Origin of the sequence: Adhaeribacter aerolatus, assembly GCF_007991635.1 — a bacterium.
Lineage (GTDB): Bacteria > Bacteroidota > Bacteroidia > Cytophagales > Hymenobacteraceae > Adhaeribacter > Adhaeribacter aerolatus.
Genome location: NZ_BJYS01000056.1, coordinates 17,051 through 35,653, shown reverse-complemented (window position 1 = coordinate 35,653; position 18,603 = coordinate 17,051). Strand labels below are relative to the sequence as shown.

The following is an 18,603-nucleotide window of genomic DNA, read 5'->3' as shown; positions in this document are numbered from 1 at the left end:
AAAGCGCAAATAAATAAATGGTTTGTCTTAATATTTATACGATCTCGCCTTTACTGCCTTTCAAAGGAGTTGCGATAAAAATGAAGAGGGTTGTAAATCCGGCAGGAAACCTATGCCAGACTTAACTAGATGCAAGCGCATGTTAACGTAATTTATTTTAGTTGAATCACGTGGGTCTATATACGCAAGCAACCGCCTTTACAGCAATCTTAACAGGGCATCAAAAGGCACAAAGTGACTTCTTACCTGCCGGCTCCTTCGCTGGTACCTGGTACCGGTTTAGAGGAGATACTTTTGAAAAAGGCGGTAATATATGGGTGCATGGCGGTGGTGAGGCGGTTGATTTCGCGGGGTGTTTGCAATTGTAAGTGTTGCGGCTGGTTGTATAACCGGTAAACGCCGGCTACTGCCTGAACAGATTGTTTAACCGCGGCTAAATCGGCGTGCCTGTCCAGTTCGGGAGAAATCAGGAGCAGCGGTCGCGGGGCAATACAGGACATTATTTCGGCAAAATCAACGGGTGCGGTAGCCGGCTGTCCGGCGTAAAAGCCTAACCGGGGCATAAAGCCGTGCAGGTGCGAATAATTACGGAGGCTTTCGTATTGCGCATTACTCTTCCGCCAGGGCGAAAAAGCAGCTACGGCGGCTACGCCGGCAATGCGGGAGTCCTGGGCCGCGGCCATAATGGCCACACTGCCACCAATGGTGTTGCCTAACAAAAATATTTTACTTTTATCAATCGTAGCAAAAGTTTCCAGGGCATCTACGCAAGCTTTTACATCGCTCACCATTTTCCCCATTTTCGACCAGGCCGGGAACCGCTGGTAAAAATAGGGTGCCTCCTGGTTGCGGGTGCCGAAACCGAACATATCCATGGCAAACACGGCAATGCCCCGATTAATCAGGTCCTGAAATAATTTACTATTGCCGTTGCCCCGTTCTTTATCATACCCAAAAGCAAAGCCATGCGCGTAAGCATATTGGTGCAAATATATAACCACCGGCACTTTACCAGTAGGCTGGTTCGGTTGCCCATTAGCCGCTTTTTCCGGAAGATATAACATGCCACTCAAATGATCGCCGATAGCCGTGTAGGGCCCGATATGCACCACTTTTGCTCCGGATACCTTGGGCCGGCCTGTAATGCCGTCAATCCAATCTACCCGCGATAAATCGGTGGGGGCAACTTCGGCTGGTTTTACCCCGCTTGGTTCCGGCCCAAGCAACCAGTTTAACCGGTTCAGAATTTCTTTTCGTTGCGCTTGATAAGCAGTTGTATCGGCATATTTTTTCTGCAATACAACCGGGCTGGGTTTGGCGGTTACTAAGTGGCCGTTGTTCTTTTGCCAGTCCTCGAAAGTGTAATTATAATATAAGTTATTTACCCAGGGCTGCCGGCTTCTTTTAAACTGAATATCCAGGTAATCAATGGTTTTTTCTACATCGCGGGTAGCTACGGCGTGTTCTCCCATGCGGGTTAGTACGCCAATCTTTTCTTCCGCTCCTAAAAACCCATAAACCTTTTTTACCGACTGGTACGTTTGCTCGTTGGCCCAGGGATTCAGCTGCCTTTCTACAATAGAATAATGCATTAACAGCGCCCGGGGCGCAATCAGGGCTAATAATAAATTCTGGTCGATGGGCAATTTGTCTTCACGGCCAAAGAAAAAGCGCAGGCGCGGATGGAACCAATGGGCGGCGTTCGAGCAGATATCATCGATGGTTTGGTTGCAATACTGGGGGTCGCTGTAACGGAAAGGCGTAATGCCCCCGGTGCCGCAGCTGCTGGTAATTACCGCCGCAATGCGGTCATCGAAAGCCGCAGCCCAAAGCGATTGTTTGCCGTTGCGGGAATGCCCGGTGATGGCAATCTGGTTTTTATTTACTTCCGGACGGGTTAATAAATAATCTACCACACGGGAGGCCCCCCAGGCGCGGCGCATCAAAGCGGTAAAATCATAGCCGGGGTAAAGTTGCTGGTAAGCCTGGGTATCGTCTTTCGAATCGGCCGCGGCATACACACAACCAATATAACCTCTTCTTACCGCTAACTGCGCCCAGTTCCGGTGGGTCCATTGGGTCATAAAAACCGGCAACGGCCCGGTACCTTCCAGAATCATCAGTTCCAGGGTCATTTGGGCTTTGTGGTCGGGGCCGAAACGCAGCAGAATGGTTTGTATCCGCACCGTGCCTTCCTTTTTATCCGACAGTACCTTTACTTGCAGGTTATCCGGGGCCGGTGGCACCTTACCCGAAATCCAATATTGGAATTGCTCTTTTATCCATTCCCGTTTTTCCTGCCATTCGGCCGGCGTTTTCACCGGATAATCTTTACCGTTTTTCAGGATAGTTAAGGGTTCGGGTAAAAAAGGCCGGGAGGGCATTTTATCAAAATCCGGCGGCAATTCGCCGGTGCGGTGCAGCCAGTCGAGCCAGGTACTATCCTGGACGGTTATTCGCCGGCTAATGGCATGACGGTGGTCCTGGGCCACGTTAATTTGCAGAATATCTTTTAAATATTCTTGCTGCGGTTTTTTTCTTCCCTGGGCCATTACCAGCGACCCTTCCAGTAAAAATATGACCGATAAAAAAAGCAGCAAATTTATTTTACTATTTCGGACCACCTTCGTGCTGTTTTAAATATTTAGAAAGTATAATGCGGGTTTTGCTCCAACGATTTATTGCGGTTCCAGGCTTCGCGCGGAATAGGCAGACGGATGGGGGTGGTAGCGAGCCAGGGCTTTTTATCTACTCCCAGTTGGCTAAAGTTAGCGCGGTTGTTCCGGATAAAATCAATAAACCGGCCGCGACGGTTCAGATCCGAGAATGCCCCGGTGGGTTCCCAGATAAATTCCATCCGCCGCTCGTAAAAAATAGCATCCAATACTTCTGCTTTAGTCAGCGACAGCGGTTTTTCGGTTAAGCCGGCCCGTACCCGCACCCGGTTTACCTGGCGCATGGCTTCTTCCGAACGGCCGGTTTCGTTCAGCGCTTCGGCATAATTTAGCAAAGCTTCGGCAAAACGCAAAATAGGCGCATTTACACCGCCGTTATTTAAAGTGGGCGCTTCCCAATATTTGGTAACAATAAATCCGGTCCGGGACCAGCCAGCCGGCACATTTACCGGCATTACAAAATTCGGCATATCCTGGTGCGCTTCGCCGGGCCCAATAATACCCTGCCAGTAACGACGATCTTTTATTTTGCCGGTTTGGTCTTTTTCGAAAGCGTTTACCCACTGGGGCTGCGGCACGAAATTACTCCAGGCAGCGCTGCCGGTAAATTCCGAAGGGGCACCCCGTGGCGCGGTTCTTTTTACCAGGTTGTTTCCTTCGGCATCTACCGAAGCCCGGAACTGCGTGGAAAATAAAATCTCCTTGTTATTTTCGTTCGATTCCCGGAATACATCGCGGTAATTAGGCAGCAAATCATGCACCTTGGTCGCCATTATTTCTTCGCTGTATTTCGCGGCATCGTCCCACTTTTGCTGCCACAAACTGGCTTTTACCAGAAAACCCAAAGCGGCCGTTTTGGTGGCCCGGCCCTTATCGGCATTATTCGTCCAGTTGGCGGGTAAAACCGCCGCTGCCTCTTTCAAGTCGGCCTCAATCTGTTTCCAGGTATCTTCTACCGAAGCACGGGGAATATCCAGTTTGGAGGAGGCATTGAGCTCATCTATTACCAGCGGCACCCCGCCAAAATAATTTGCCAGCCGGTAATAAAACAACCCGCGTAAAAACTTAGCCTGTCCCAGAATTAAGTTTTTGGTGTCGGCCGGCAGTTGGTCCATTTTGCTTACCCGGTTTATCACCATATTAGCGCGCCCAATTCCCTGGTAAGCACCGCTGTACATATTGGTAATAATGGTATTGCTGGCCGGCAAATTTAAAGAGTGAATCTCGATGCGGGCGGCCGAACCGTCCATTTCGTACATATCGCCGCTCATGGCCCATTCTATCTCGGCGGCATCGGCAAAGTTGGTAAAGGTGGGCTCTTTCTGCAGGTTATCATACACCCCAATTAAAGCGGCCTGGGCATCCGACTCTGTCAGGAAAAAGTTAGCATCGGTTAGTACGTCTTTGGGCTGCAGGGTTAAAAAGTCTTCGCTGCAAGAGGCGGTGGTGGCCAGCAAAAAAGCACAAGCCAAACGTATACTTAATATTTTCATATCTGTTTTATTTAAAATAAATACCTGCTTAAAAACTTAAATTAACACCCACCATCAGGGTTCTGGGCTGCGGATAAACGCCATCGTCGATACCGGCCATCATGGGGTTGGTGCTGCCCACTTCGGGGTCGAAGCCGGAATATTTGGTAAAGGTGAACAGGTTCTGCGCATTTACATAGATGCGGGCATTTTGAACCAGACCCGTCTTGCGGATAAGGTCTCCCGGTAAGCGGTAACCCAGGGTCAGGTTCCGGATGCGCATATAATCGCCGTCTTCCACGTAAAAAGAGGAACTGTTGCCAAAGTTTCCGTTCGAATCGGTATAAGCCAGGCGGGGCACATCGTTCCGGCCGCTACCAGGCGTCCAGCGGTTTAAAACATTTTTAGAACCGTTTACCACGCCGGTACCACCAAAGTATTTAAGCGGATAGGCAGACCTTTTGTTGGCGTGAAAAATATCGTTGCCGGCCACGCCTTGCAGCATAATATTTAGATCGAAGCCTTTGTAAGACATATCAATATTGCTGCCGTACATAAGGGTTGGCCACGGATTGCCAATCTTAACGCGGTCGGCATCCGACAGTACATTGTCGCCGTTGATATCGCGGAATTTGAAATCGCCGGCTACGGCATTGGGTTGCAGGGTTTTATTTACCTCGTCGTTGGTCTGGTAAATACCATCCACGATAAAGCCCCGGAAATACCCGATGGGTTGCCCTACCTCGGTATAAGTAGCATTTACGGTAAAATAATTCGTAACAGATGGCCCGGTAATCGGCTGCCCTACGCCTAAGCTCATCACCTCGTTTCTTAAAGTAGCCAGGTTACCACTTACATCAAAATGAAAGGCGCCAATATCGTTCTGATAACCAAGTAATAATTCCAGGCCTTTGTTCTGCACTTTACCACCGTTAATAGAAGGCGCACTCTGGAAACCAGCCTCTATTGAAACCGGCAGGCTGATTAACATATCCTTCGTATTTTTAATATAATAATCAGAAGTTAAATAAATGCGGTTATTCAGGAAAGAGGCCTCGATGCCGATATTGGTTTGCTCGCTGGTTTCCCATTTCAAATCCGGGTTACCCGGCTTAGACATGGTGGCCCCGATTACCAAACCTTGGTTAAGCCCCAGCACATAATTATCGTTAACCGTACCTAAGCGGATGGTGCTTAAATAACCAAAAGGCGTAATGGCATCGTTGCCAAGCCGTCCCCAGCTTCCTCTTATTTTTAAGTTACTAATAAACGTTTGCTGCTGCATAAAGCTTTCTTCGGTAATATTCCAGCCGGCTGAAACCGAAGGGAAATTGCCCCATTTGTTATTTGGCCCGAAATTAGAAGAACCGTCGCGGCGGATACTGGCCGAAAGCAAATACCGGTCTTTGAATGCATAATTTACCCGTGCCAGGTAAGAAGCCAGGGTATATTCGCTGCCGGTACCGCTGGCCCGCCGGTTGTTTTCGTTGCTGCTGTTAATTACCCTTATCTGCTCGTTCTGATACTCGCGGGCCGTTACGGAAACCCAGTTGTTATTATTATTCTGGGCAGTTTGGCCTACCACCGCCGACACCGAATGTTCGCCGAAAACTTTTGTATAAGAAAGGGTATTTTCGAGTAACCAGTTTAAGCCCTGGGTATAAGTTTCGCCGAGGGTAGCCTGCAGGTTGCGGTAATGGCCGCGTTCGGCGCGGGGTTCCCAGGTGCTGGCACGGTTATTATTTACATCCAGGCCTACACTGCTTCTGAATTTTAAACCCGGAATAATTTCGTAAACCCCAAAGGCGTTGCCAAACACCCGAAAATTATTTACCTGGTTATCGATTGATTTGGCGCGGAGGTACGGATTATCGCCCTGCGTGGTATAATAAGCCGACGAACCGTTTACCACATCTTCGCGGCCCAGGGTAGGATAAAACTGTTGCGCCAGGTTAAAAATACCTATCCGTAGATCCTGGTTTTGCTGACCTTTGGCCTGGGAGTAAGAAAAAGACAAGGAGCTGCCAAAACTAAGTTTATCGTTGGCTTGTAAATCGGCCGAAGCCCGGCCAGTGTAGCGCTTGTACCAGGTTTCCATAATGGTACCTTCCTGATCGCGGTAGCCCAGCGAAAGAGCGCCTTTCAATTTTTGCGTACCGCCGTTCACGCTCACATCGTAATTCTGAACGGGCGCTGTCCGGAAAACCTGGTCAATCCAGTTGGTACCTTCGCCAAACGAAGCCGGATTGGCCCATTCGGGGTTAGGCGTCATACCGGAATTGGTATATAATTCGTTGGCCAGGGTGGTAAATTCCTGAGCGTTCAAAAATTCCGGTTTTTTCCAGAGTTGCTGCACCCCGGTATAAGCATCCAGACTTACTTTGGCCTGGCCTTCTTTACCCCGTTTGGTAGTAATTAATATTACGCCGTTAGCTGCCCGGGCACCGTAAATAGCCGCTGCGGCCGCGTCCTTCAATACCTCAATCGATTCGATATCGTTCGGGTTAATTACCGAAAGGCCGTCAACTCGATCGGAACTGCCACTAATACCCATACTGCCGCCGCCCAAAGGCATGCCATCTACTACGTACAAAGGTTCGTTGCCCCCCGTAGTACCTACCCCCCGGATTCTGACCGAAGCAGAACCACCCGGCGCACCGCTGGTTTGGGCGATGAACACGCCCGGCACTTTACCCTGAATGGCCGAGGTAAAACTGTTGGTAGCTACTTTGGTAATATCTTCGGATTTAATGGAAGCCACCGCCCCCGTCACTTCTCTTTTCTTCTGCGTACCGTAGCCCACTACCACTACCTCTTCCAGTTGGGCATTATCTTCTTCCAGGGTTACATCCAACGTGGTATTGCTGCCTACCGGCCGCTCCAGGCTTTTAAAACCCACAAAAGAAAATACCAGAACTGCATTATTAGGAACCTCCGGAATTTGGTAGCGGCCTCTTTCGTCGGTGGTGGTGCCCATTTGGGTATTTTTAACCGCTACCGTTACACCGGGCAATATTTGCTGGTCGGTGGCAGACCGGACGGTACCGGAAATGGTAGTGGATTGCGCCAGTAATTGCCCGGGTAAACCTAGCAGCAACAGCAGGAGTAGCTTAAAAACCTGAAATTCTCGGTAATATTTTTTCATAATTAACTTGTTAGATATATTAAAAATTTAGGTGCGCATTATTTAAGATTATTCATTTTTATGGTTCATATTCTGGTATGCACTAGCCAATTCTTCCGGAATAAACCGAAAACTAGGCTCACTGCTATCTTTTTCCAGGTACAGTTAGGTTTGCCTACCCAAACCTGAAGGGACCTCTCCACTTCTTCATCTTATGCATGACCTATCAAATGTAGCTTTGGTCTGAAGCATAAATATTACCGGGCACGTACCCGGAAATAAAACGGAACTCAACTTTCCCGGAATCTCTCACGGTAAAACCTTGATGAAAAAGTTTTAAAGGTTATTCTGACAGCCTAAAGGAAACCAAGCCTCTTTTTATTATAATTCATTAAAGTGAAAACTAAGACTAGCCAAATGATGATGTAAAAAATGGCTCTCCTTCCATTAAATAGAACGCTTTTAGTTTACCTTAACCGACTCGCCCCATTGTGTACGTACCCGAAAATAGAGATTAAAATTAGAAAAAAAAAGATTTACCCTGTTTTTATAGAGGAGCCATTAATAAAGCGGCACTCATTGATAAATATGAAATCATGGATAAAGTAATTTTTAACATCACCGGCGTTAGTTATTGAAACCTAAACACCTGTTTTTAATTATAAGTGACTTCCGGATTAATGCAGCCGAATTAACCTGGATGGTAAAGGGTTACGGGTGTACCACTATGGAGCAGAATATTCAAATGAAAGTAAAATCAGATTCAACCATCGTCGACAAAATTGCGCTGGATTCTCCTTTAGGTGCTCCTTTTAAGTTTACCGTAGTTATAGGAGAAGCAACAGAAGGCTATATTAATAATCATACTTTCGAAGTTACCGGTCCGGACCCCGCAAACCAAAGCCCAAAAGACCTGCCGGTACAAATTATCGGGCAAGGAACACCAGGTTTACCTCGATTTTTTCGAAAGATTATCCACCGACTTTGGCTTGCGCCTACCCCAAAACCGCCGGGCAGAAAACTTAAAACCCACTTTTAAAATAAACTACCAGGAAGTGCTGCAAGAAAATTTGCATTCCGGCATGCTTTACGGGTACGGCGATCCGGCGGTGCTCCGGGTTAATTCTAAAAGTGCGGCAGAAGATCCCCGTTATTACTTGCTCGCTACTTCGAACGATGCGCCCGATTCTTTTCCGATTCTCCGCTCGCGCAATCTGCTTGACTGGAAGTTTGTAAATTATGTATTTCCGGCCGGTAAAAAGCCCGCCTGGGCGGCCGACGGTGAACTGATTAGTGACTTTTGGGCACCCGAAATGCACCTGGTACAAAATGAGTTTCGGGTATATTTTGTGGCGCGCGACAAGCATACCCGCGAACTTTGCATTGGCCTGGCTAAATCGGAAAGCCCCGAAGGGCCCTTTGTTCCGGAAGCAGAACCGGTGTTAAACGGGAATGTAATCGATCCGCATGTTTTGGTACAGGACGATGGACAGGCTTATCTCTTCTGGAAAGAAGACAACAACGATGTGTGGCCGGGCCGGTTGAACGATTTACTTTACGAAAATCCGGGATTAATAACTGAGCTTTTTACTACCCCCGAAGACCAGCTTACCGCTTCTTTTATTATTACCCTTTGGCCCTGGGCTAAAATGCTAGAACCCATGGAAAGGTTTTTAATTCAGCAAATATTAATTGAAGCGGTGATAGCCGTTTACGCGCAATTTTACGACCACCTGGCCGCTTTGGCAACCAGGCAACCTGCTCCGGTTCAGGAGGCCATTCGGGAGGTGATGCAGTTTATGAAAACGCCCATGTTTGCCCAGCCTTTGTCGGCTGACGGTACCAGATTAGTTGGAGAACGCACCAAAATTATTCAAAACGATCTGGCCTGGGAAGCGCACCTGGTAGAAGGCATGTGGGTAACCCGGCAAAACCACCAGTATTATTTGTTTTACGCCGGCAACGATTTTTCGACGGACCAGTATGGGATTGGGGTAGCGGTGGCCGATTCGCCGCTAGGGCCTTACCGGAAAATGCAAAAACCGTTTCTGCAGTCTACCAAAACGTGGTGGGCACCCGGCCATCCTTCGGTAGTAAACGGCTTAAATGGAGAACCCATCTTATTTCTGCACGCGTATTTCCCGGGCAAAGCTGGCTACAAACAGTTCCGGGCCTTGCTGGCGGTACCGCTCCAATTTACGGAGGCCGGTGTATTGCCGGCTTAGTCTGTTTTATTTCAGGTTACAGGTGAGATTTCTTTTGGGTGGGTAGTGGCGAAAAAGGCAAAGAAATAGGTTTAAAGGGCAGGAGAAACGAAATAAATTAAGACATTTGCACTCTTTTTTAAAATAATGCAGCAGCTTACCAAACAGCGCCTGGCGCTCAGTTTATTCTTCTTATTATCGGGCTTTACTTTTTCCAGTTGGGCTTCCCGCATACCAACTATTAAATCGGCGCTGGGCCTGAATGAAGCAGAATTAGGTTCGGTGCTCTTAACCATGCCTATTAGTTCTTTGGTTGGCTTGCCTTTGTCGGGCTGGTTGGTGAGTAAACTCGATACCCGCATACCCTTAACCATAGGTTTTACCCTCAGTGCGATTTGCCTGGCTTTTATAGGTTTGGCTAATACCACCATGGGTCTGGTATTTACGCTTTTTCTGTATTCACTAAGTGTGCGCATTTTTAATATTGCCGTTAACACCCAGGCCATTACACTGCAAAAGCAATACGATAAAAAAATCAATGGTTCATTTCACGGGCTTTGGAGCACTGGTGGCATTATGGGTGTAGGGTTTACCACCCTGCTCATTTCTTTTGGGGTGCCGATTGTACCACATTTATTAATGGTATCGGCTGCGGCCATCTTTATTACCTTGCTGTCTTTCCGGTTTTTACTGCGCAACGATAAATCGCCATCGGGCAATAAACTATCGCTGAACAAACCCGATCCTTATATCCTGTATTTAGGGCTGATGGTATTTTTTGCGGCCATTTGCGAAGGGGGCATGTTCGACTGGAGCGGCATTTATTTCCAGCAGGTAGTTAAGGAAGACGTATTTACACTAGGCTACTTAATTTTTATGGCCTTTATGGCGCTCTCCCGGTTTGTTTCGGATCGGATTATAAATAAGTTGGGCATGCCGGCCACATATACCATGAGCGCTATACTTATTTTTTCCGGTATTCTGCTATCTATTCTGTTTCCGAGCTTCTGGCCAGCCCTGGTGGGCTTTTCGCTGGTGGGCTTCGGTACCGCGGCCGTTATTCCCATGACTTATACGTTAGCCGGTGCTTCTAAAACGTATTCGCCGGGTATTGCCATTTCCTTAATTGCTACTTTTGGTATTGTGGGCATGCTCCTGGGTCCGCCCCTGATTGGTTACCTGGCGCATGCCTTTAACTTAAAAGTTTCTTTTGTGGCTTTTGCCATTGCCGGTATTATGCTGATTCCTATTTCACAAATGTTTTTCCGGTTGCAGCACAAAACGGCCGGAGAACTCCAGGAGGCTTAACCTTTTAAGCTGGATCGGTTAAACTCCGCTCCACTACTACCAGTACTTCTTCTTTTTCTAAATCCAGGACGGCGTGCCGCACAGTATAATATTTCTGGTTCAGCAGTACAAACATGCCCGGGTAAACCGCTACCTGGTAATCTAAAGTTTTAAGGGTAACCAACGTGCCCTGGGTTTTAAAAGAGGTTTTCATTTTAGAAACTAAAATTTTTTATTCTAACTAAAGGTTTTTAGCCCAAAAGATAAACAATACCAAAAGAAAAACCTCACCGGCCTTGGCGACTGGTGAGGTTTACTTTTTAGATTATCAAGTAAAAAAATCAGCTTTCGCTAATTGTATTAAATATTTTATACCCAACCAGCATTGGCATCTAATATTTAATACCCCGGATTTTGGGTTAAGTTAGGGTTAAGTGACCGCTCGGTAGCCGGAATGGGATAAATCCGTTTGTTCGGGTCGCTGTCGGTTTTAAAGCCATAAGGTTTTTCAAACTGCCCGAACCGGATCAGGTCGTTGCGGCGCCAGCCTTCCCAGGCAAACTCCCGGGCCCGTTCTTCGAGTAAGCCGGGTAAATCAATACTGGAAACCAATGGCGCATTTACCCGGGTCCGTATTTTATTTACCAGCACCACTGGCGTTTGTAATTCACCACCCACGGTAGTGGCGGTAGCGCCCCGTAAAATAGCTTCGGCTTTCATCAACATAATATCAGCCAACCGGAATATGGGTACGTCGTTGTTCTGGTGGCGGTCGGTGGCGGCATTTGGATCCGGAGCGAATTTAATAGAACGCACGCCATAAGCCTGGCTTAACTGGTCGTTGCCAATATCCATCGAGGCTTCGTTTTCCAGAATCAGGTTCGGGAATATTTCGAGGTGCCAGTTTACCGCCGCCGTTGGGTTAGGACCTTTATAATCTTTGTCGAGCCCCACGTTGGTGGTTTTAATGATTACCGGCGTACCATCTACATTGTATTGCTTACCCGATAACCATTGGTTGTTACGAATATCGTTGGTCAAATTAAACTTGTTAAAATATTCCGGCAAAGTCATTAAGCTGCTACTAGGCGTAAACGGAATACGGTATTTTTGCTGCAAAGCGTAGTGCATGGCGTACCGGGTAAACTGGTTGCCTTTAATTACGTTGGCATCGTACACGGCCGCAAAGATAGTTTCCTGAATACCGGGGCCATTATCCGGCGCAAACATGGAGAAATAATCGGCGGTTAAGGAATATTTGTTGCTCGCCAATATTTGATCCGCCATAGCCACGGCTTCGGTGTACATGGGTTTGCTAATGTAATATTCGGCGTTCAGGTACAATTTGGTGAGTAAGGCCAGGGCTACAAATTTATTTGGCCGCCCGTAGGTAAGCGCCCCGGTGGCCTCGTTCAGGTTGGGCAACGATTCTTTCAACTCGGTTTCGATAAAAGCAAATACTTGCGCCCGCGGGGCAGTAGCCGGCAAATCGGTATTACCAAAGGTTTTTATAATGGGCACATTACCGAAAGTATCCATCATAAAATAATAATACAAAGCCCGCATGGTTCTTACCTGGGCCATAGATTCGGTGCGGGTGGCGCTTTCGGCGGCCCCTTCGAATATTTGCAGAACCCGGTTAGCCGTGTTTATCCCCCCAAAGCCCCACTCCCAGATGGCCCGCACAGTAGGATGATCGACATTCCAGGTATGTTTGTGCAGGAAGCGGTACTGCCCGCCGTCGTCCCAGTTGCCGGCCCGGGCCGGAATAATAGCGGCATCCGTCGAAAGCTCCTGCAAACGCCAGTAGTTAATGGCGTAGTTAGAGCTAAGCTGGGAATACAAGGGCCCGGTAGCGGCAATAAACTGGTCCTGGGTAGAGGGGAAATTGGCCGGTGTTAACTCCGACTCCACGTCTACATCTAAATCGGTACAGGCGGGTAAAAAAGCCGTAAAAAACAGAACGGCGCTGATAAATATATTCTTTTTCATGTGCGTGCTGCTAAAAAATTAAAAACTAACATTTACCCCCAACAGGAAAGATCGGGTTTTCGGATAGAAGTTCCGGTTATCAATACCCGGCTCAATACCGCCCAGCGAAATTTCGGGGTCGATGCCCATGTAATCGGTTATGGTAAACAGGTTGGTACCGGTAACATACACCCTTAAATTTTTAAAGGTGTTCTTCTCAGAAGCGAAAGTGTAACCTAATGAGGCATTATCCATGCGCAGGTACGAGCCGCTTTCGAGGAAACGGTCCGAAATAAAGTAAGCGTTAAAATCTTTAGTTGATTCGTTCAGGGTAAAGGTGGGTACGTTCCGGATTTGCGCCGCGGCCGGATTATTCAGGTTAGCCAGGGTTGCATTCAGGATTTTGTTGCCGTAAACCCCGCGCATAAAAAAGTTTAAATCAAAGTTACCGTACTTAAAGCTGTTGTTCCAGCCGTAGAGCAGCTTGGGTTGCGCGTTGCCGGCAATGGTAAAATCCAGTGAAGAGGGTGCCGTGGTAATGGTGCCGTCGGCTTTCTGGTATTGCGAAACACCCTGGTCGTTTTTACCCAGATAATGCCAGATATTAAAAGTACCCAGCGGCATGCCCTCCCGTATAATTTGCGAGGTATTTCCCGATTGCCCTTGGCCGCCCAGTTGCGCCGTTTTAATTTCGGTCAGGCTGAATTTGTCGTTCGATAAAGTTTCGATTTTGTTTTTGTTGTGCGCCAGGTTAAACGAAGTGCGCCAGCTAAAATTAGCTTTATCTATCGGCACCGCATTCAGTTGTAACTCCACGCCGCGGTTGTTCATTTCGCCCACGTTCGCAATTAAGGTATTTACAAAATATTGGGTGGTAGATACCGGATAGTTCCAGATCAGATCAGAGGTGTTTTTGTCGTAAACATCAATGGCTCCGCCCAAACGGCCGTTCAGCACCGAAAAATCAACACCAATGTTGGTCATTGCCGTACGCTCCCATTTCAAATCCGGGTTCTGGTTTTGGGTAGGTCCGATAGAGTTGGTAAGCTGGCCATTGTAGTAAAAATAACCGGTAGAGCCGTAGCGGGTGGTGGCAATCATGGGGTCGAAGCCCAGTGAGTTACCCGTAACACCGTAACCCACGCGTAGTTTGAGGTCGTTGAGTACGTTTAAACCTTTTAAAAACTCTTCCTGGGTTAAGCGCCAGCCCGCCGAAAAAGCCGGGAACAAACCCCAGCGGTTATTTACCCCAAAAGCCGAAGAACCATCCTGCCGCAACGAAGCCTGGAATAAATATTTCTCGTTAAAAGAATAATTTACCCGGCCGTAAAACGATATCAGCCGCAAAGTTTGAATGGTGGTGTTGCCGTAGTTGGACACAAAACCGGGCGGCGGGCTCGACAAGCCTAAATTATTATAAGTAAGCACATCGGAAGTAAAGCCCCGGCCGGATGTTTGGAAACCCTCGCCGGTGCGGTCCTCCTGCCATGAGTAACCCGCCAGTAAACCTAAGTTGTGCCGGTCGAAAGTTTTATCGTAGTTAAAATAAGATTCTAGGACTTTGCGGGTGTTGGAATAAGAATTCCGGGTGGCTATTCCGCCGGCATTTTGCGCCAAACCCGATAAGCGGCCGTAGTAAATATTCCGGTTAACCTGCTCATCCTGCGAAGCCAGGCTTAGGGTATATTTTAAGCCAGGCAATAATTGCAGTTCGGCTATACCGTTGGCCAGCAAAGTCTTTATCTTGGCGTCGTTTTCGTTATTATCAATCAGCGAAACCGGGTTCAACACGCCGTTTACATAATCTTCGCGGTAAGCGCCGTTTTCGTCCTTAATATTTAAGGTGGGCATAAAATTTAGCATGTTGCTCAATACCTCTACCGGAAAGGTTTTCTGGTTGGTAATACTGTTGCTGATAGAAATGCTGAGCTTCAGTTTATCTTTAAAAGCCTGCTGCTCTACCCTGCCCCGCAGAATGAGGCGGTCCAGCGACGAACCTTTAATAATGCCCTCATTATTCAGGTAATTAATGCTGGCATCGTAACTGGTTTTGCCGGTATTGGCCATTAAAGAAAGGTTGTGGTTATGCGAGATTCCGGTACGGCTTACTTCTTTTTGCCAGTCGGTGCTCACGCCATCGTCTTTGCCGGGGGTTTTGTTATTGGCCGTTAAAAAGGCCCGGAGTTCATCACCTGACAACATATCAATCTGGTTCGAAATATTCTCGACGGCCGCGTAACCATTGTAAGACAGCACCGGCTCGCCTTGTTTGGCCCGGCGGGTGGTTACAATAATTACGCCGTTGGCCGCCCGCGAACCGTAAATCGCCGTCGCCGAAGCATCTTTCAACACATCAATCGACACAATGTCGTTCGGGGCTACCACCTGAATAGACGCGCCCGGCACGCCATCAATCACATAAAAAGGTTCCTGCGCGGCCCCGGTCCGGAGTGTAGACGGTCCTCTTAAAATTATAGAAGCATTGGCATTGGGGTCGCCACTGCGGGTTACGTTTAAGCCGGCTACTTTACCCTGTAGTAACTGGTCGGGCGCGTTGTTTACGCCGGCGTTAAAGTCGCTGCTTTTTACGCTGCTAATGGCACCCGTAACATCGCTTTGGGTAGTAGAACCGTAGCCCACCACTACCACTTCCGATAATTGTTTGGCGTCCATGGTCATCACTACATTTATTTCGGCATTATCTACTACGCGCTCCGCATTCTGGTAGCCCAGCATCGAGAAAACCAAGGTTTCGTTGCGGTTTACCATAATGCGGAAGCGGCCGTTTACGTCGGCGGTGGTGCCGCGGCTGGTATTTTTAACAATAATGGTGGCGCCGGGTAATGGCCCTTGCTTGTCCCGGACGGTGCCGGTTACTTCAATTTCTTCTTTAGCATCGGGTAATAATCTGGCGGCGGCAACCGGTTTGCTCATGCTGACAAAAGCTGCCTGGTTACTGGTGCCGGCTGGCACCTGGCCGAAAGCAGAAAAGCAGAAAAGCGTAGCAGAAAACAAAACGAGAGGTGGTGCTACTGCCCTACGGTAAAATTTTTTTTTCATGGATGTGTGCGTTAGAGAATACGGAAAACCTAAATGAGCTTTGTGCGCCAGGCAATCATATTTCTGGGAGCAGCTGTAACTGGCCAAACAGCGCCTGTAAATAGTAAAGCAATTTACCTTTGGTAAAAATTAAAACTAACCCATAAAAGGTTAAATATTTCGGTGAATATAACTACTTTCAGGCCATTTTGTACAGGTAAGTCATGGTTTTATTCCGCAAAGAGAATGCTTTTGTGTTAAGTTAATTTCACCGGAAAATTATGCCTGTATTAATAAAATCAGATTGATTTTCAGGCTCCCGTTAAGCGACCAAGCAAATCCTATTTAGGGTAAATAGCGGTTCTCTTTAAACCCTGTTTTGCTTAAAAGTTAGTTGTAAATAATAATTAATTATTGCTATCCTGCCGGCGAGGAGAAATTATTTCGGAAGCACTTAAGGTACTTTTAGACTAAATTAAATTCTTGCGGGCAGCATTAGTTGAGAGGCAGCCGGCTATACGGTAAAATATCAAAATTGTTTTTACAACTATTGGCTTATACTTGCACGTATTTATTTCTTCTTTAACCTGGTTATTACTGCCCAATGGATGTACTTAAACGAAACAATGTAACCGTAACCGGTATAGGACAAACCCCGCTGCTTTTTGCCCACGGTTATGGTTGCGACCAGAATATGTGGCGCTTTGTAACCCCTGCCTTTGAAGACGATTACAAAATCATTCTCTTCGATCATGTTGGTTTCGGAAAGTCTGATGTTTCGGGTTACACGCCTAAAAAATACGGCACCTTACACGCCTACGCCGACGATATTCTGGAAATTTGCCAGACCCTGGATCTGAAAGATGTAATTCTGGTAGGCCACTCCGTCAGCGCCATGATTGGCGTTTTGGCCGCTATTCAGGCCCCCAAGCTATTTCAGAAATTGGTACTCATTGGTCCGTCACCGCGTTATATCAACGACCTTGGCTACACCGGCGGCTTTGATCGGAAAGAAATATTTGAGTTACTGGCGGCTTTAGATAATAATTATTTAGGCTGGGCCGGGGCTATTGCACCCATAATAATGGGCAACCCCGAAAAGCCGGAACTAAGCGCAGAACTCGCTACCAGTTTTTGCCAAAGTCACGAAGAATTTGCCAAGAATTTTGCCTATCTCACGTTCCTGTCCGATAATCGCACAGATCTGAAAAAGCTTCGTACGCCTTCGTTAATTTTACAATGCCAGGAAGACCGGATAGCGCCGCTGGAAGTAGGTAACTACATGCATCAGAACCTGGCTAACAGCAACCTGGTAATTTTAAATGCAACCGGACACTGCCCCAATTTAAGCGCTCCCGCCGAAACCATTGCGGCTATTAAAGAATTTCTGCAACCCGAACTGGCCGTTGTATAAATAATAATTTTCAGGTCCGGATGCATGAACCCGCAGGCGAGCACCCGACTTTTTGCTTAAATGGATAAGTAGGAACTACGAAAGGGAAATGGCGATATATTTTTCGAGGCGAAACGGCAGGGTAATAATTCTTTTATCCACGTTAACTGGATTGGTATTCAGTCAATAGAAATGATAATGCTGGGCGCCAATCAGTTGCTTACTATGTTACAGGAGCAGCCGTGCTCCGCTATCTTAAACAGTAACCAAGAATTAATCGGCCCCTGGCACGATGGCGCTTTGTTTTTGGCCAGCCAATGGGCCCCTCAAGCTAAAAAATCAGGTGTTTTATACTTTGCCCATGTGCTGGCACCGGGTACTTATGGCCAAAGTTCTTTCGAAAAATTTTATCAACTGGCCCAACACCATTTGCAAATAGAAACTTTTACCACCGATGAAGAAGCGGCAGCCTGGCTGTTAGATTAATTACTTACGATATCCTTTGTGCCGGTTCGGTTCAGCAGAGATAAACCCTGCCGGCAGCAGTTTAAACTTCATGGCCTTATGTATTCTTTTCTTCTTGCATTTCATTCCAGGTAAATTCATTTCGGCCGGTCTCATAAGGATATAAAGTCATCACCGGATCCGATTGCCAAACTTCTTTTGTATCTAGGTCCATTATCGAAAGGCAGCCGGTAAAAGCGGCACCAGTGTCCATCAAAATAATATTCCCCATCGTTAAAGGTTTCTTCTGGTTTTCGTCTAACCGGATGGTAGGCGTATGCCCAATGTAAACTTCTTTATAGTCCGGGATTATTAAACCCGGATCCGGATGTAAACGGTATTGGCTATTTTTATAGCATTTGTAATATTTATTTATAAAATCACGGCTCCATATTAACCAATCGGTACCAGTTTTGGCTATAGGCTTATCAGGGTCGAAACCGGCATGTACGAGTAAAATATTATCTTCGGTTATATGGTAAGGTTTAGCAGCCCGCAAAAACTGTAAATGTTCCGGTGGCATTTCGCCGGAAGGCGCATACGACTTAACGGTGGCTGCCCCGCCCTGCATTATCCAGAGATAAAGCTCCGTCTGGTCTTCCGGATCCGATTTAAAAAGGCTATTGGTAAAACCTTTAATGGCCCACTCATCGTGATTACCCAGTAAGTGTACCAGATTAGGAATACCTAATAAAAGCTGGATGCTTTGTTTGGATTCGGACCAGCCATCAACCACATCGCCAATAAAAAATAATTGGTCTTTATCATTATCAAATCCACAGCGCTCCAGGCATTGCACCATGGCTTTATAGCCCCCATGACTATCGGAAAAAACAAATCTTCTCATCAACCTCTGATTTACCTCTCTCTTTTGCCCCATCTGTTTGTATAAAGGCGTATTGCAGCATTTCAAAATGAGCCTCAACAGCCTAAT

General features: G+C 47.2%; 12 protein-coding genes. 5 read left to right on the top strand and 7 right to left on the bottom strand.

Features of this window, described 5'->3' with window-relative positions; all coding sequences use genetic code 11:
• Positions 1-242 precede the first annotated feature (242 nt).
• Genes AAE02nite_RS24965 through AAE02nite_RS24955 form a run of 3 tightly spaced genes read right to left on the bottom strand, consistent with a single transcriptional unit; the run spans position 243 to position 7,292 of the window.
• Entirely contained in the window at positions 243-2,624 is a 2,382-nt protein-coding gene (locus AAE02nite_RS24965; protein ID WP_218033561.1) for an alpha/beta fold hydrolase, read from the bottom strand.
• 20 nt (positions 2,625-2,644) lie between these two features.
• The gene (locus tag AAE02nite_RS24960) at positions 2,645-4,168 is read right to left on the bottom strand and encodes a RagB/SusD family nutrient uptake outer membrane protein (protein ID WP_146905142.1); all 1,524 of its coding nucleotides are present in this window, start codon (positions 4,166-4,168) and stop codon (positions 2,645-2,647) included.
• Between the two features lie 28 nt (positions 4,169-4,196).
• A complete protein-coding gene (locus AAE02nite_RS24955; protein ID WP_146905139.1) occupies positions 4,197-7,292 on the bottom strand; it encodes a SusC/RagA family TonB-linked outer membrane protein in 3,096 nt (1,031 codons plus the stop codon).
• A 706-nt stretch (positions 7,293-7,998) separates the two neighbouring features.
• Here AAE02nite_RS24955 and AAE02nite_RS24950 point away from each other — a divergent pair.
• The 3 genes from AAE02nite_RS24950 to AAE02nite_RS24940 all read left to right on the top strand — a co-directional run bounded on the left by AAE02nite_RS24950 (position 7,999) and on the right by AAE02nite_RS24940 (position 10,783).
• Entirely contained in the window at positions 7,999-8,310 is a 312-nt protein-coding gene (locus AAE02nite_RS24950; RefSeq protein ID WP_146905136.1) for a hypothetical protein, read from the top strand.
• A complete protein-coding gene (locus AAE02nite_RS24945; RefSeq protein WP_218033560.1) occupies positions 8,261-9,496 on the top strand; it encodes a glycoside hydrolase family 43 protein in 1,236 nt (411 codons plus the stop codon). Before AAE02nite_RS24950 ends, AAE02nite_RS24945 begins: the two co-directional genes overlap by 50 nt.
• Positions 9,497-9,622: 126 nt before the next feature.
• Entirely contained in the window at positions 9,623-10,783 is a 1,161-nt protein-coding gene (locus tag AAE02nite_RS24940; protein WP_146905133.1) for an MFS transporter, read from the top strand.
• Positions 10,784-10,787: 4 nt separating this feature from the next.
• Here the strand turns inward: AAE02nite_RS24940 and AAE02nite_RS24935 are convergent, their stop codons facing one another.
• The 3 genes from AAE02nite_RS24935 to AAE02nite_RS24925 all read right to left on the bottom strand — a co-directional run bounded on the left by AAE02nite_RS24935 (position 10,788) and on the right by AAE02nite_RS24925 (position 15,793).
• Positions 10,788-10,976, bottom strand: a complete 189-nt coding sequence (locus AAE02nite_RS24935; RefSeq protein ID WP_146905130.1) for a hypothetical protein — start codon at positions 10,974-10,976, stop codon at positions 10,788-10,790.
• Positions 10,977-11,161: 185 nt separating this feature from the next.
• Positions 11,162-12,754, bottom strand: a complete 1,593-nt coding sequence (locus tag AAE02nite_RS24930) for a RagB/SusD family nutrient uptake outer membrane protein (RefSeq protein ID WP_146905127.1) — start codon at positions 12,752-12,754, stop codon at positions 11,162-11,164.
• Between the two features lie 18 nt (positions 12,755-12,772).
• On the bottom strand, positions 12,773-15,793 hold the full coding sequence (locus tag AAE02nite_RS24925) for a SusC/RagA family TonB-linked outer membrane protein (protein WP_146905124.1): 3,021 nt from the start codon (positions 15,791-15,793) through the stop codon (positions 12,773-12,775).
• A 583-nt stretch (positions 15,794-16,376) separates the two neighbouring features.
• Here AAE02nite_RS24925 and AAE02nite_RS24920 point away from each other — a divergent pair.
• Both AAE02nite_RS24920 and AAE02nite_RS24915 read left to right on the top strand, forming a co-directional pair.
• Positions 16,377-17,186 carry an alpha/beta fold hydrolase gene (locus AAE02nite_RS24920; RefSeq protein WP_146905121.1) on the top strand — a complete coding sequence of 270 codons (810 nt, stop codon included), beginning with the start codon at positions 16,377-16,379 and terminating at the stop codon, positions 17,184-17,186.
• 204 nt (positions 17,187-17,390) lie between these two features.
• Positions 17,391-17,651 (top strand): hypothetical protein, encoded by a 261-nt coding sequence (locus tag AAE02nite_RS24915; RefSeq protein WP_146905117.1) that lies wholly within the window; start codon positions 17,391-17,393, stop codon positions 17,649-17,651.
• A 76-nt stretch (positions 17,652-17,727) separates the two neighbouring features.
• Here the strand turns inward: AAE02nite_RS24915 and AAE02nite_RS24910 are convergent, their stop codons facing one another.
• Positions 17,728-18,516: a metallophosphoesterase gene (locus AAE02nite_RS24910; RefSeq protein ID WP_170252689.1), complete on the bottom strand. Its 789-nt coding sequence runs from the start codon at positions 18,514-18,516 to the stop codon at positions 17,728-17,730.
• Between the last annotated feature and the right edge of the window lie 87 nt (positions 18,517-18,603).